The organism is Pseudoalteromonas sp. KG3 (assembly GCF_030436385.1).
GTDB lineage: Bacteria > Pseudomonadota > Gammaproteobacteria > Enterobacterales > Alteromonadaceae > Pseudoalteromonas > Pseudoalteromonas prydzensis.
Map to the genome: position 1 here is coordinate 2672881 of NZ_CP098523.1, position 14119 is coordinate 2686999.

At 41.3% G+C, this 14119-nt stretch carries 14 protein-coding genes; 5 read left to right on the plus strand and 9 right to left on the minus strand.

Going from position 1 to position 14119, the window contains the following annotated elements; translation table 11 throughout:
- Nucleotides 1–13: 13 nt before the first annotated feature.
- Nucleotides 14–769, minus strand: coding sequence for a bifunctional demethylmenaquinone methyltransferase/2-methoxy-6-polyprenyl-1,4-benzoquinol methylase UbiE (ubiE, locus tag NDQ71_RS12695; RefSeq protein WP_064666787.1), 756 nt, complete (start codon nt 767–769; stop codon nt 14–16).
- Between the two features lie 102 nt (nt 770–871).
- Entirely contained in the window at nt 872–1858 is a 987-nt protein-coding gene (locus tag NDQ71_RS12700) for a diguanylate cyclase (RefSeq protein WP_064666788.1), read from the minus strand.
- Between the two features lie 355 nt (nt 1859–2213).
- Between NDQ71_RS12700 and NDQ71_RS12705 the strand changes: the two genes are divergently transcribed.
- Both NDQ71_RS12705 and NDQ71_RS12710 read left to right on the plus strand, forming a co-directional pair.
- Nucleotides 2214–3992, plus strand: a complete 1779-nt coding sequence (locus NDQ71_RS12705) for a DUF885 family protein (protein WP_301561710.1) — start codon at nt 2214–2216, stop codon at nt 3990–3992.
- A gap of 122 nt (nt 3993–4114) precedes the next feature.
- A complete protein-coding gene (locus NDQ71_RS12710) occupies nt 4115–5596 on the plus strand; it encodes an FMN-binding glutamate synthase family protein (protein WP_283709676.1) in 1482 nt (493 codons plus the stop codon).
- An 87-nt stretch (nt 5597–5683) separates the two neighbouring features.
- On the opposite strand, the gene mtnK is transcribed toward NDQ71_RS12710, so the two are convergent.
- Nucleotides 5684–6901 carry an S-methyl-5-thioribose kinase gene (gene mtnK / locus NDQ71_RS12715; protein WP_192540802.1) on the minus strand — a complete coding sequence of 406 codons (1218 nt, stop codon included), beginning with the start codon at nt 6899–6901 and terminating at the stop codon, nt 5684–5686.
- Between the two features lie 132 nt (nt 6902–7033).
- On the opposite strand from mtnK, the gene mtnA reads away from it, so the two are divergent.
- Complete coding sequence (gene mtnA / locus NDQ71_RS12720; protein WP_192540803.1) at nt 7034–8059, plus strand: S-methyl-5-thioribose-1-phosphate isomerase; 1026 nt, start codon at nt 7034–7036, stop codon at nt 8057–8059.
- Between the two features lie 3 nt (nt 8060–8062).
- On the opposite strand, the gene NDQ71_RS12725 is transcribed toward mtnA, so the two are convergent.
- The 5 genes from NDQ71_RS12725 to NDQ71_RS12745 form a co-directional block, all read right to left on the minus strand.
- Nucleotides 8063–9127: a RelA/SpoT domain-containing protein gene (locus tag NDQ71_RS12725; protein ID WP_192540804.1), complete on the minus strand. Its 1065-nt coding sequence runs from the start codon at nt 9125–9127 to the stop codon at nt 8063–8065.
- 81 nt (nt 9128–9208) lie between these two features.
- Nucleotides 9209–9544 carry a gamma-glutamylcyclotransferase family protein gene (locus tag NDQ71_RS12730; RefSeq protein WP_192540805.1) on the minus strand — a complete coding sequence of 112 codons (336 nt, stop codon included), beginning with the start codon at nt 9542–9544 and terminating at the stop codon, nt 9209–9211.
- Nucleotides 9545–9556: 12 nt separating this feature from the next.
- Nucleotides 9557–10108, minus strand: a complete 552-nt coding sequence (locus NDQ71_RS12735; protein WP_192540806.1) for an acireductone dioxygenase — start codon at nt 10106–10108, stop codon at nt 9557–9559.
- Entirely contained in the window at nt 10105–10791 is a 687-nt protein-coding gene (mtnC, locus tag NDQ71_RS12740; RefSeq protein WP_192540807.1) for an acireductone synthase, read from the minus strand. Before mtnC ends, NDQ71_RS12735 begins: the two co-directional genes overlap by 4 nt.
- Nucleotides 10788–11405, minus strand: coding sequence for a methylthioribulose 1-phosphate dehydratase (locus tag NDQ71_RS12745; RefSeq protein ID WP_064666797.1), 618 nt, complete (start codon nt 11403–11405; stop codon nt 10788–10790). Before NDQ71_RS12745 ends, mtnC begins: the two co-directional genes overlap by 4 nt.
- Before the next feature lie 90 nt (nt 11406–11495).
- On the opposite strand from NDQ71_RS12745, the gene NDQ71_RS12750 reads away from it, so the two are divergent.
- Entirely contained in the window at nt 11496–12638 is a 1143-nt protein-coding gene (locus NDQ71_RS12750; protein WP_192540808.1) for a methionine aminotransferase, read from the plus strand.
- On the plus strand, nt 12626–13402 hold the full coding sequence (locus NDQ71_RS12755; RefSeq protein ID WP_192540809.1) for an amidohydrolase: 777 nt from the start codon (nt 12626–12628) through the stop codon (nt 13400–13402). Before NDQ71_RS12750 ends, NDQ71_RS12755 begins: the two co-directional genes overlap by 13 nt.
- 21 nt (nt 13403–13423) lie before the next feature.
- Here NDQ71_RS12755 and NDQ71_RS12760 read toward each other — a convergent pair whose 3' ends face one another.
- Nucleotides 13424–13960 carry a sugar O-acetyltransferase gene (locus NDQ71_RS12760; RefSeq protein ID WP_301562671.1) on the minus strand — a complete coding sequence of 179 codons (537 nt, stop codon included), beginning with the start codon at nt 13958–13960 and terminating at the stop codon, nt 13424–13426.
- Nucleotides 13961–14119 lie beyond the last annotated feature (159 nt).

The following is a 14119-nucleotide window of genomic DNA, read 5'->3' on the forward strand; positions in this document are numbered from 1 at the left end:
AGCTTGGCGGCTGTTAATATTTAAAGCCGCGGTGTAATGCCACAATCCCACCAGTGAGATTTTGATAAGTCGTTTGCTCAAAACCAGCGTCATTCATCATTGCTTTTAGTGTTTCTTGATCTGGATGCATACGAATAGATTCAGCTAAATATTTGTATGATTCACCATCATTTGCAACCAGCTCACCCATTTTCGGTAATAAGTTAAATGAGTAAAAGTCATAGGCTTTACTGAGTACTTCATGTTCTGGCTTAGAGAACTCCAATACCAGCAAACGGCCACCAGGCTTTAAAATACGGTACATTGAACGCAGCGCTTTGTTTTGATCTGTAACATTACGCAGACCAAAGGCAATGGTAATCAAATCAAAGCTGTTGTCAGGGAAAGGCAGTGCTTCGGCATTCATTTGCACGTAGTCGATGTTACCAACTAGTCCTAAGTTATGCAGTTTTTCACGGCCTACTTTCAACATTGATGAATTGATATCACCTAAAACAACTTGCCCGGTATCGCCAACAAGTTGGCTGAATTTAGCGGTTAAGTCGCCGGTACCACCTGCTAAATCAAGTACATGGTGACCTTTACGAACACCTGAGCTAGCAATGGTTTGGCGTTTCCATAAGCGGTGAATACCAAACGACATGAGATCATTCATTACATCATATTTAGTTGCCACAGAGTGAAACACATCGGCAACCATGGAAGCTTTTTCGGTTTCGGCAACGGTTTTATAACCAAAATGTGTGGTCTTTTCTGGATTCTCGTTCATGATTAATCTCTATCGTGGTAATAAAGACTAGTGTACTTGATTGTGCCTGTGAGGTGCAATTTGAATCTGGTTAAATTGCTTGTGGATCAAACTGATTAACGATTATTGACCGGCAATAAAGCTGCTTTGGCCAAGTGATCTTGCTTTATGTGCGGCGTTGGATGCTTTGCGGGCAAGGTTATTAAAATCTTTTTCATCTTGATGTTTAGCAATGCCTAAAGAAAGGTTGATTGCGGGTAGTTTAATACCATTTTTAGAACTGACAAAACGCAGTTTTTCTACACCATTACGGACTTTCTCGGCAATCACGTTGGCTGTATCTGGGTCAATATCAGCTAATAATATGGTAAAAGCATCTTTGCTAGTTCGCCCAGGTAGGCCACTTTCAAAGACATATTTTTGAATCTGCTTAGCGACCTTACTTAAAATCACTTCACCAATTACATCACCATAGTTATCAATAAAATGATCTAAATTATCGATTTGGATGGCAATGGCACACACCGATTTATTTTGGTCTAACCATAATTGGGTTTGTTGATTTAAATAGTGGCGTTTGAATAAGCCGGTTTGCTGGTCGGTAATATGTTTTTTGCGTAATTGCACAAGTTGCTGTTGGGTTTTTTCTTGTAATCGCTTTGCTTTGATCAGCTCTTGTTTAAATTGTTTATGTTGGGTGAGTAAGTGGGCTGTTTGTTTATTTAATGTCTCAAGCGCTTGACGACTTTGGGAAACATTATTTTCATCGAGCGAATGTACACAGTCACTGACTTGACTAGCAAAACGGATAATATCTTTTTCGGTTGAATGCGCGCTACGCGACAATGAATTGATAATACCGTCCACATTGCGCACCATACTTGTTTCGGCTTTGTGAGCGTGATCCATATAATCGAAATACAATTGCTCAATGTAGACACAGTCAATTTCTTGGCCTTGAGCAATAGCGCGATCAAGGGTGGCGTTTAAATTCGTATTAGCTTGACTAACGTAGGTATAAACGACGTGATAATTAAGTGGGGTCGGTGGTAATATGTGATGTTCTAAAAAGATACATACCTTGGTCATTTTTTCTTGAGCAATAGCCATGGAATCATGGAACATCATTGTATACACCAATTAAATATACGTAACAGTGAAATTAAAGAACTCCCTCCATGAGATTATTACGCAATCCTAGCGTTTGATATAAGCTTACATTAATCTGTATCGGTGATATTTAAAAGTAAAAAGATGTAATTTGGCGTCGAAAACTCTAATTTTCTTGTTCAATCGCTGGTTTTCTCGGCAATCTCGTTCAATCATTTTGAGGCTGACTAACTACTAGACGATAACAGCCGTTAATTTAACCTTGCATTTACTGTCCTTGGTCGCATTTTTTTGGTTATTTTAGCTAGCTAGGTTAGGTTAAATATCATGTTTTCTGTAGCAGACTCCTTATATTATGAAAAAATCAGCCACATTAGTTGTGCGACATTCTTTATTAAGTATTGCCTTGGCATGTACATTAACAGCTTGCCAAATGACCACGGTAGATAGCGATCAACAGTTTACGCAGGTTGCGCAATCAATCGTTGATTATCGAGAAAGTATCAGCCCGTATAGCCACCCTGAAGGTGTTGATGGCTATTTACTCACGAATTTATCTGCTGAATTTCTTGAAAAAAAATACCAACATAACACCGAATTATTGGCGCAGTTAGACGCAATTGATCAAGATAAGCTCAGCGATGAAAACCGCATTAATCTCACTATAATTCGCGGCCAAGTACAAAATAGTGTCGATGAGTATGTATTTAATAGTCATTACATGCCATTGACTTCAGAATATGGCTTTCACTCAAGCTTATCGTTTATGGTGTCGCGTTCAGATTATAAGAAGCCAGCAGACTATCAGCTTTATCTTCAACGTTTGCAGCAAGTTCCCCGCTTTTTTCAGCAAAATATTGGCTGGATGCGCAAAGGGTTAGAGGTTGGTTTAACGCAACCTAAAGCAGTGCTTGTGGGTTATCAAGATTCGATCAGTGCCTATATTGTTGATGATGTCACTAAATCTGAGTTTTATAAGCCATTTTTAAATAATACTGCTGGTTTAACTGACAGTGAGTTTTTTGCGTTACAGCAGCAAGCTAAAAAAGTGATTAAAGAGCAAGTTATCCCTGCTTATCAAGGCTATTTAACGTTTTTTAATGACGAATACCAACCAGGTGCACGTACTGACATAGGTATTTCTTCTACACCTAATGGCGAGGCTTTTTACGCTAATCGCGCTAAGTATTACACCACCACAGATATGACCCCGAAAGAAATTCATGAACTGGGTTTGCAAGAAGTGGCACGTATTCGCGCGGAAATGGATGAAATTATTAAAAAGGTTGGATTTAAAGGCACATTTGCTGAATTTGTGCACTTTTTGCGTACCGATCCACAATTTTACGCCAAAACACCTGAGGAGCTTTTAAAAGAAGCCTCTTACATAGCTAAAAAAATGGATGCCCAACTTCCGAAACTATTTCATACCTTACCACGCATGCCTTATGGCGTAGCGCCTGTGCCTGCAAGCATAGCGCCTAAATACACTACGGGTCGTTACTCTGGTTCAAGTCGTGATGACCAAGCGGGTTATTACTGGGTTAATACCTACGCATTAGATAAACGCCCTTTATATGTGTTAGAAGCACTCACATTTCATGAAGCGGTGCCAGGGCATCATTTACAAATTTCACTTAACGCGGAATTAGAAAACCTGCCAAGTTACCGCCAAGATGCTTATTTATCTGCTTTTGGTGAAGGTTGGGGGTTATATTCTGAGTACTTAGGGATTGAGGCTGGCTTTTATCAAGACCCATACAGTGACTTTGGTCGTTTAACTTATGAAATGTGGCGAGCAGCCCGTTTAGTGGTTGATACTGGCATGCATATGTATGGTTGGAGCCGAGATCGCGCGATGAAGTTTATGAGCGAAAACACCGCGCTTTCATTACACAACGTAAAAACTGAAACCGATCGCTATATTTCATGGCCTGCACAAGCACTGTCGTATAAAATTGGTGAGCTAACGATTAAGCGGTTACGCAAAGAAACTGAGCAAGCATTAGGGCAAGATTTTGATGTGCGCGAGTTTCATCATCAGATACTTCGTCATGGCTCTGTGCCGATGTCAGTACTTGAAGAACAAATCCAGTTATATATCCAATCTGAGTTAGCTAAATCTAACGCTTAACTCAACTCTTTATTTATAGGTCAGTAGTTTAATACTGCTGACTTATACATTTACATTGAATTATCTGCTCTAAATTGTATGCTCTTAATTAGGAATAAAAAATAATCAGCAAGGGGTGTTGCATGAGTAATTTTATAATTTTTAGTATTGATGTGTTTGCCAGTTTATTTATTGTAGTATTTGGTTGTTTAGTTTTACTGGTGATTTATTTTTACATTAGTGATGTTACTCAATCAAAACAAGCAATTAGGCGTAATTACCCGGTAATTGGCCGGTTTAGATATTTTTTTGAACGCCAAGGCGAGTTTTTCCGCCAGTATTTTTTTGCAATGGACCGTGAGGAAATGCCATTTAACCGCGCCGATCGGAGTTGGGTTTATAAAGCAGCTAAAAATGTGGATCGCACCACTGCGTTTGGCTCAACCCAAAGTCTAGAAGTCACTGGTACAGTGATGTTTATGAACTGTGCATTTCCTACCTTAGATGAAGAAGCGCTTGAGCCTAGTGCCATTACCTTAGGGCCTTATTGTGCAAACCCCTATATGACTAAATCACTGTTCAATATTTCTGGAATGAGTTTCGGGGCATTATCAAAACCGGCCGTGCGTGCGTTATCAAGAGGTGCCAAGCTGGCAGGTTGCTGGATGAATACCGGTGAAGGGGGGCTAAGTCCTTATCACTTAGAAGGTGGTGCTGATATCGTATTTCAAATAGGCACGGCGAAATATGGGGTGCGTGATGAGCAAGGCAAACTAAGCCATGAGAAGCTTAAAAAAATAGCTGCCCATGAACAAGTAAAAATGTTTGAAATTAAAATGAGCCAAGGGGCAAAACCTGGCAAAGGCGGCATGTTACCAGGCAAAAAAGTGACTGCTGAAATTGCTGCGATCCGTGGTATCCCTGAAGGCCATGATTCAATCAGCCCAAATGGGCATCCTGAAGTTAAAAAGCCTGCCGATTTACTGGATATGATTGCATCCGTGCGTGAGACCACTGGCAAACCGACTGGTTTTAAAGCGGTGATTGGTGCTTATGCGTGGCTAGAAACGCTATTTGCTGAAATCAATCATCGGGGTATTGAATCAGCACCTGATTTTATTACCATCGATAGTGCTGATGGCGGTACCGGTGCTGCACCACAGCCACTGATGGATTCAGTAGGATTACCGCTAAGAGAAAGCTTACCTTTAGTCGTCAATATGTTGGAAAAGCATGGATTGCGAGAGCGTATTAAAGTTATTGCGTCAGGTAAACTGATTGTGCCGTCAAAGGTTGCGTGGGCACTCGCATTGGGCGCTGACTTTGTTGTATCAGCTCGTGGTCATATGTTTGCTTTAGGATGTATCCAAGCACTGCAGTGCAATAAAGATACTTGTCCAACGGGTATTACTACGCATAATGAGCGCCTACAGCGTGGCTTAGATGTGAATGATAAAGCACAGCGAGTCGCCAACTATAATAAGTATATTCATTATGGTGCGGGTTTAATTGCCCACTCATGTGGCGTATTTAGTGCCCGAGAGCTTGGCCGCCAGCATGTACGCGTTGTGCAAGAAAACGGCTTGTCAGAGCCGCTTGATAAAATGTATGAAAATTATCAGTGACTTAAAGCGGCTAGGTTATAGGGCCTGACCAAAATAGATTAATAAAAGGCACTCAATAAAGTGCCTTTTTACTGTATTTTATAAAAACTAGTTTAGTTGGCTTATCAATAAAGAGAAAAACGCTTCCTTGTTATTGCAGGTATGGGCGTTGAGTACTAGCTGCTCACCTAGCGCTAAAGTATGGCGCTGCACGTCTAAACGCGCTTGCTCGTCTTCAATACCATCAATATCAGCAACGTGTGCTAAGCCAATAGTACGGCGAATCAGCTCGGTCCCGCAGTAACCAATCGCATCTTGCAGTACTTGTTGCATAAAATACTCACCGTATCCGGCGGCTTTTAAATTGTTATCAGTTGTTTGCTCTGCAATTAGCCTTAGCCACTGTTGTTCAAACAAAGAATAACTCTCTTGCAGGCAAGTCAGTAAATGGGTGTGATAGTTACGGCGCGTAACAAATTCACTAATACGGGCATTTTGGGCGCAATAGTTTAATAATAAGTTGCCGATAAATGAGCCAATATCAAAACCTATAGGGCCAAAAAAACCAAACTCAGGGTCGATCATCTTGGTCGTGTTTTGATCCACAAAAATGCTGCCGCTATGCATATCGCCATGTAGCAAGGTTTGCGGGCACGATAAAAACTTGGCTTTAAGTTTTGCAATCGCTAAATGCAGTGCGGCATTATTTTGCAATTTACTAACTGTGCTTTGTAGTTCGCTTGGGTAGTTATTGCGCTCATGTTCACGCAGAATATCGTTAAAAAATAAGTCTTCAGTAATTTGGCACAATTCTGGATTGGTAAACTGACTGACTTTGGCTTTTTTATCTTGCGCGGTTAGGTAAAAGTCTGAGTTATAAAAACCGGTATGGCTTAAGTAGTGAGCCACATGTTGACCTAATAGCGGAAATTGCTCTGCGTTTATTTGTGCGCTACGCAAAATTTGTAAGTGACCAAGATCTTCTAAAATGGTCAGTGCTTGCTCTGGATTATGATGCAATACTTTTGCTGTGTAGTCAGGGCTTAATGCGCCGTGATTGAGTAAAACCTCAGCTTCAATGCGTGCTCGGTCGAGCGTTAATGGCCATGATTCACCCACACAGCGCGCATAAGGCAAGGCTTGCTTTAAAATAACGCTATTACTTTGCTCGTCGCTTATTCTAAAAACGAGATTTAAATTGCCATCTCCAAACTCATACGCCGATAACGTTTGGTCAGGATCAAACAAATCATATCCATCTTTAGTTACAAGATTTTTAATATAATCAATCGCATGCTGTGCATTAAAGGCAACGTATTCGGCCATCGGCGTACTCTCAGAAAATGATAAACGATAGCATTCTATACCTTCAACCGTTTAGATGTCTACACTTCTGGGTTGTGCGTTTTAAAAACTACTGTAAAATAACCTCAGCCTTAAGATAATTCAGGACCAACCATGCAAGACCTCATCGCAAGCAGTTTAAAATATCAAAACAATACACTCAGCGTGTTAGACCAATACCTACTGCCGCATCAACAGGTATGGCACGAATGTAATGATGTCGACACTATGCGGGATTTAATTTTAAGTTTAAAAATACGCGGTGCACCGCTGATTGGTTTAGGAGCGAGTTTACTGGTTGCTCATTTGGCTGAGCAGGGCACAGCAAAAGCCACATTAGCCAAGGCAATTGATGATCTAGAAGCCACCCGACCAACCGCAGTAAACTTAATGCATTGCATGGCAAAGTTACGCATTGCGTTACAACAAGATGATTATGTAACGGCAATTGTAACTGCTGCGGTAACTTTGTTTAATGAAGATATCGCCTTGTGTGAAAGCATGGCAAATCATGGCGCAGCACTGGTTAACCGTGGTGATAATATTCTTACCCATTGTAATACAGGGGCGTTAGCGACTGCAGGTATTGGTACTGCTTTGGGGGTTATTTACAAAGCGCAGCAGCAATATGGTGATATTCATGTCTGGGTTGATGAAACACGGCCATTGCTACAAGGCGGTCGTTTAACCGCGTTTGAACTCGAGCGCTGGCAGATACCGTATACGCTTATTTGTGACAATATGGCAGCAAGCTTAATGGCCACAGGCAAAGTTGATAAAATATTTGTTGGCGCTGATCGTATTGCTGCCAACGGTGATTTTGCTAATAAAGTGGGCACTTATAATTTAGCCGTGTTGGCGCATTTTCATAACATCCCTTTTTATGTGGTGGCCCCGCTTACTACCCTTGATGTAAATACGGCATGCGGTGCCGATATTGAAATTGAGCAACGTAATAGCGCTGAAGTGCGCGGTGTAAGCGGAAGTTTTGGTGAGGCGCAATGGGCACCAACAAATGCTAACGTTTACAACCCAGCGTTTGACGTAACCCCTGCAAAGCTAATCACGGGCTGGGTGTTAGATACTGGCGTTTATAACCAACAACAAGTGTTAGCTGGTAAACTGAAAGATTTAAATTAAAATTTAACCCAGTAATACACGGCTGAACTCTGAAAGAAACTCTGAAGTGTCATTAAGGTAGTTGGGGTAGGCTTTTTCTATCGACTTTAAGTCACTTCCAGCTACTAGCAATACGTTGTTGTGTGTTTGTCGCTCTTGCTCTGCATAGTGCGTTAACGCTTCTTGTTTTTTATTGGCTGCGTACAAAAAGACCCGACCCATTTGAGTTTCGGTGTTGTGAACAAGTAAAGCAAACCCCGTATCTTTTGATTTGTTTTTAATTTCATCAACTTGGAAAGCGCGGTTAAACGCATCGAGTTTATGAAATGCTGCAAGCTTTTTGTTTAAGGCAGCTAACTCATCAATAAAGTTTTGTGATTGTTCATCACTTAATTGATTTGAGCCATCTTTAACGGCAAGAAATTCACCCATGATAAAAAATAATCGCTGCCAATCTGTATCAGCGGCTTGTGGGTTGGTTTTCAGTGTTTCTTTTTCAATGATATCGACTATCTCAACAGTGGTTGCCCATAGGTGTTGGAGTTGAGTGCGTAACTGAACTTCGATTTGAAAGCCTTTGTAATCGTGCGAATCTAGATTGTTATAGCTTTTATAAACGCGGTGAATGCCTCTATAGCCTGTGGTTTTAGGGTTTTCAATATAATCATATGACTTTACGCTATGGACTGTTCGACTGGAATCTAAACTCGTATTGAGCTTATACAGGTTATCTAAATTGTCTAAAATAACTCTGCAACCACCTATATCGTGCATGCGTTTAAGGCTGATGGCATTTTCATTTTTACCGTCTAATGACTCACGTTGCAGTTTATCAATAATTGTCGGTAAGCGTTTTAAGCGACGAACAATAGTAGCAGAATCAAGCAAGTTAAGTTTTTTTACGTGTTTCCATATTAAATTTTTGATGATGGTCAGTGGGTATAAATGGGCTGCGCGATAATTTTGAATGACTTCGGTAGCAAATTCAAAATCGCCTTCTTTTTTACGAAAAATACGGCCAGCTTTTTCAACCTGCTTACGAGAATACGCAAGTTGTTGCTTTGACTTTTGATATTGTTCGTTGACCATTTCACATTCACTTAATTGAGTAAAACTAACACTGAAAATATACTACAGAGTTAAGTTGTTTAAGTCATCTTTGATATGACGTTAGCTTTTTGCCACATACACCCATGCATCAATACCGTTGCTAAATGACTCTTCTATACGGATGTAGTCATCAACTTCATAGCTATCTGCGTTAGCAAGTTCCTCTAAGGTGATGGTAAAAATAGTGCCGGTTACAGTGTCTGTTGCAAGGCCCGTTTTAATTAATGCTGGATGAAACCGCTGGCCGCTGCTTTTTAACACAGCGGCGTCGGTGATCTCAACTTCGCCTACCACGTAGCCTTTTAGTGTATCGGCTTGACCTTCAAGCAAACGGCCAAAAGTATCAAGCTGTACTTGCGCTAATTGCAGTGTTCCGTATGAGAATAACCTTTCCATTTTATCCCTTTATTAACTGCTGCTGTCCAATAACGGAAATTGCTTAGCAATCTCAGACTCAGTACTTTGGGCCACCCAACCTTCGGTATTATTGAACAAACGGATCGCGGTGAACTCAGGATCGCTGCCCATATCAAACCAATGTGGGGTCAGCTCAGGAACTGAAATTAAATCACCCTGCTGGCAAAGCACTTGGTATACCTTGTCGTTAATATGTAGGCAAAATAGCCCTTGGCCTTTTACAAAAAAGCGCACTTCATCTTCGCTATGGGTGTGTTCAAATAAAAACTTAGCACGTAACTCGGCGGCATTTAGGTTGCCTTTTGCCAGCGAAATAACGTCTACAGTTTGATAGCCGCCTTGTTGTTTTAGGCGCTCAATATCTTTGCTATAGGCTGCAATAATATCTTCATGGCTGGTATCGGCGTTAATAACAGCGCTTGCTTGCCATTGTTCAAATCGTACATTTACTTTATTCAGCTCAGCGGCAATTTGTGCTGCATCTTGGGTATTTAATAATGCATTGCTGGCGTTACAATCGGCAAAAATAGTCAGTTGGCTCATGCTAAATGCTCCGCGGTAAATTGGCTGAAATCGTTAATATAGTTATGTGCAGGCGAGCTTGCTTGACCATCACGAATTAAGTGTAGGGTTTTTAAACCAGCGGCTTTAGCGGCATCCAGCTCTGCGGCAACATCACTTAAAAATAGCACTTCATGAGCGGCAAAAGGTAATTGGGCAATGATGTTTTCATAAGCGGTGGCTTCTTGTTTAGCGCCCACGTTAGTATCAAAGTAATCAGTAAATAAGGAGCGAATATCACCAAAGTCAGAGTAGTTAAAAATTAAATGCTGGGCTTTTACTGAGCCTGATGAATACACATATAGTTGCTGGCCAGCTTGTTGCTGCGCAACTAAGAACTGGTAGGCATCTGGGTATAAATGACCAGTAAAATCGCCATTTTCATAGCCAGTTTGCCAAATAAGGCCTTGTAACTGTTTTAATGGGGTGATTTTTTTATCGTCACGGATCCATGCAAGCAAAGTGTTAATTACCACATCGATGCTGGCATCAGGCTGCTCAATAATCGCTTTTACGGCAGCAATTTGCTCTGCTACCGCGCTTTGTGTTTGCTGAGCTTTTACAAATTCAGGAAGTTGTTTTGCTGCATATGGAAACAGCACGTCTTTAACAAACGAAATACGGGTAATTGTGCCTTCAATATCGGTCAGTAGTGCTTTGATCATGATTCTAATCCTACTAATTTTAAACGTTCTAATTCACATGCAAATAAGAACTCAAGACCTTCTAATTGGCGGCGAACTTCACCGATTGTACGACCCACAACATACAAACCGTGGCCGCGAATAAGTACGCCGTGCTCGATCGGGATATGTAGATGGTGATCGCTGACTAATAAGCTAAGGCGGTCAATGTCTTGGTCATTATCAAAAATTGGAATGCTTAAGGTGTCTAAATGTGAGGTTATGCCAGTTAATGATTTTTGCATTTCGTAGCCGTGTAAATCTAGGCTGTGGCCTTTAATAACTCGTGATAATACTGTTGCGGCGACAGAATGAGTATGTAATACATAATTAGCTGAAGGAATTAGTTTATACATACTTAAATGCAGTTCAGTTTCTGCCGATGGCTTGGCGGCACTAGCACTGCGATTACCTGCATGATCTAGTTCTATAAAGGTATGTGAGCCTAATTGTCCTTTGTCAAAACCGCTGGCAGTCACTACAAAGCCAGTATTGGTTCGCGCTGAAAAGTTACCACCTGTGGCCGGTACCCAACCACGTTGACTGATCCACTTCCCTGCTTCTATAAGTTCCGAAATAGCGGTATTGTTATGCATACATTCCTCTAGCTAATTTAGACGGCTATACTTCTGTTAACAGCAATGATAGCATCGCTTTGGGCGCAAAACCATCATTAAGGGTAACCAGTGTTTGAAAGTAAATTGCCAAATTTAGGCACCAGTATTTTTAGTCAAATGACCGCTTTAGCAAATCAATTTGAAGCCATTAATTTATCGCAGGGTTTTCCTGAGTTTGATGCGCCAGAGTTACTTAAAAAGCAGCTTAATCATTATGTACTTGAAGGCGTTAACCAATATTCACCTTCATCAGGTGTACCGCGTCTACAGCAACAAATTGCCCAGCTAGCAAAACGTAAATATGCAACGGGAATAGATGCGGCGCAGCAAGTAACCATCACCTCAGGTGCAACCGAAGCTTTATTTGTAGCCATTCAAGCATTAGTACGCAAAGGCGATGAAGTTATCGTATTTGACCCTGCCTATGACTCATATCAACCTGCGATAGAACTGGCTGGCGGTAAGTCAGTTCATATTGCTTTACAGGCTCCAAGTTATGCAATTGATTGGCAAGTAGTTGCTAGTGTAGTAAATAGCAAAACGCGGGCTATTATTATTAATACTCCACACAACCCAAGCGGGAAAACGTTAAAACAGCACGATATTAATGCACTTAAAGCCTTAGTAGCCGAGCATGATTTATATGTGATAAGTGATGAAGTATACGAACATATTACTTTTGATAACCAGCCACACTTAAGTGTGCTGCGTGATGAAGAATTGTTTGCTCGCAGTTTTGTGATCTCAAGCTTTGGTAAGACTTTTCATAGCACAGGCTGGAAAATGGGCTACTGCATCGCACCCGCTGCACTTGCGGTGGAGTTTCGTAAAATTCACCAATATGTGACTTTTTCAAGCTTCACCCCTGCGCAACACGCATTAGCCGATATGCTAGAGCAGCAAGGTGAGCATGTGGATGAGCTCAGTGAGTTTTATCAACAAAAACGTGATGTACTTAGTAATGCACTAAAAGAGAGTCGTTTTACCATTTTACCCAGTGAAGGCACTTACTTTTTACTACTTGATTACAGTGATGTATCAGATCTCAATGATGTAGAGTTTTGCCACTGGCTAGTAGAGCAAGCAGGGGTTGCCGCCATTCCACTGAGCGTGTTTTATCAGCAACCAAGCAACGATAAAGTTATTCGCTTATGCTTTGCCAAACATGACGCCACGCTATTACAAGCCGCGGAGATTTTATGTCAACTTTAACCCTAGCACTGATACAAACATCGCTTAATTGGTTAGATAAAGACGCTAACTTGGCACACTTTAGCGATAAAATAGCTGATATAGATAAATCAGTAGAGCTTATTTTATTGCCAGAAACATTCGCCACAGGGTTCGCTATTAACCTTGATTGCGCTGAACCCGAAAATGGTGCAGTGCTTAATTGGATGGTTGCGACGGCCAAGTCAACCAATACGGTGATAGCAGGCTCGGTGCTCGTGCAACAAGGTGATAAAAAAGCTAATCGCTTTTATTGGGTGTGGCCCAATGGCGAGGTTAAATTTTACGACAAGCGCCACTTATTTTGCTTAGGTAAAGAAGGCGATTTTGTGAAGGCGGGTGAGCGTCGAGAAGTGTTTACTCTCAATGGCTTTAAAATTCTGCCGCAAGTGTGTTACGACTTACGCTTTCCGGTCTTTCAGCGTAATTGTAATGACTACGATGTGATGGTGAATGTTGCCAACTGGCCAGCAGCACGACGCAAAGTATGGGATACCTTACTGATGGCTCGAGCGATGGAAAACCAATGTTATGTGATTGGCGTTAATCGTATTGGTGATGACGGCAATGGCGTCGCGCATAATGGCGGCACAGCCGTGTATGATTTTAAAGGCGATACGCTGGCAGCCGCTACAGATAACCAAGCTGAGGTGGTTATTATCACTTTGGACAAACAGCCGCTCGAGCTCTTTAAGCAAAGCTTCCCCGCGCATTTAGATGCCGATGGGTTTAGTTTGCAGGATTAAACCCGTTAACAATCATAGAGGCTATTTAGCCTCAATACTTCTGATCACTTTACATGGATTTCCCACCGCCACTGAGTTGGCAGGAATGTCTTTGGTTACAACACTGCCTGCGCCAACCACACAGTTATTACCAATACTCACCCCTGGTAATACTGAGACGTTGCCACCAAGCCAAACATCGTTTCCAATAGTTATAGGGCGGCCTGATTCAGTGATGCGTCGCTCAAGAGGGTCTATCGGGTGAGTGGCTGTTGAGATCATCACATTCGGACCAAACATCACGTTACTACCAATAGTCACTTTGCAGACATCTAAAATAGTTAAATTATGGTTGGCATAAAAATTATCGCCCAGCTCAATATTAAAACCATAATCACAGTAAAACATTGGCTCAAGATAGGCTTTACCTTTAAGTTTTAATAACTCGGCAATAAATTTAATTCGTACATGAGGTGTTGTTGGATCTGCTAAATTAAATTGATGGCAGAGTAACTTTGCATGTGTACGTGCTTTTGCGAGTTCTGGATCTGAGGCTAGATAAGATAAGCCCAGCTGCATTTTTTCAAGTTCGGTCATGGTTCATGGTGTTAGTCATAGTTATCTTTATCTAAATTGAGTTAGCTAAGCACATTAGCAAAAAGAAGTGGGGGAGCAAAGTTTTCGCTATAAATGACGTATCTACAGAAGCACAGTAGATATTACTTGTAGGCGAGTGGC

Excerpts from the sequence above, each read along its gene's own strand:
- mtnA (WP_192540803.1), top strand. The coding sequence starts at position 7,034 with ATGCAAGACCTCATCGCAAGCAGTTTAAAATATCAAAACAATACACTC.
- NDQ71_RS12760 (WP_301562671.1), bottom strand. The coding sequence starts at position 13,960 with ATGCAGCTGGGCTTATCTTATCTAGCCTCAGATCCAGAACTCGCAAAA.
- NDQ71_RS12730 (WP_192540805.1), bottom strand. The coding sequence starts at position 9,544 with ATGGAAAGGTTATTCTCATACGGAACACTGCAATTAGCGCAAGTACAG.
- NDQ71_RS12725 (WP_192540804.1), bottom strand. The coding sequence starts at position 9,127 with ATGGTCAACGAACAATATCAAAAGTCAAAGCAACAACTTGCGTATTCT.
- mtnC (WP_192540807.1), bottom strand. The coding sequence starts at position 10,791 with ATGATCAAAGCACTACTGACCGATATTGAAGGCACAATTACCCGTATT.
- mtnK (WP_192540802.1), bottom strand. The coding sequence starts at position 6,901 with ATGGCCGAATACGTTGCCTTTAATGCACAGCATGCGATTGATTATATT.
- NDQ71_RS12735 (WP_192540806.1), bottom strand. The coding sequence starts at position 10,108 with ATGAGCCAACTGACTATTTTTGCCGATTGTAACGCCAGCAATGCATTA.
- NDQ71_RS12745 (WP_064666797.1), bottom strand. The coding sequence starts at position 11,405 with ATGCATAACAATACCGCTATTTCGGAACTTATAGAAGCAGGGAAGTGG.
- NDQ71_RS12755 (WP_192540809.1), top strand. The coding sequence starts at position 12,626 with ATGTCAACTTTAACCCTAGCACTGATACAAACATCGCTTAATTGGTTA.
- NDQ71_RS12700 (WP_064666788.1), bottom strand. The coding sequence starts at position 1,858 with ATGGCTATTGCTCAAGAAAAAATGACCAAGGTATGTATCTTTTTAGAA.
- NDQ71_RS12705 (WP_301561710.1), top strand. The coding sequence starts at position 2,214 with ATGAAAAAATCAGCCACATTAGTTGTGCGACATTCTTTATTAAGTATT.
- ubiE (WP_064666787.1), bottom strand. The coding sequence starts at position 769 with ATGAACGAGAATCCAGAAAAGACCACACATTTTGGTTATAAAACCGTT.
- NDQ71_RS12710 (WP_283709676.1), top strand. The coding sequence starts at position 4,115 with ATGAGTAATTTTATAATTTTTAGTATTGATGTGTTTGCCAGTTTATTT.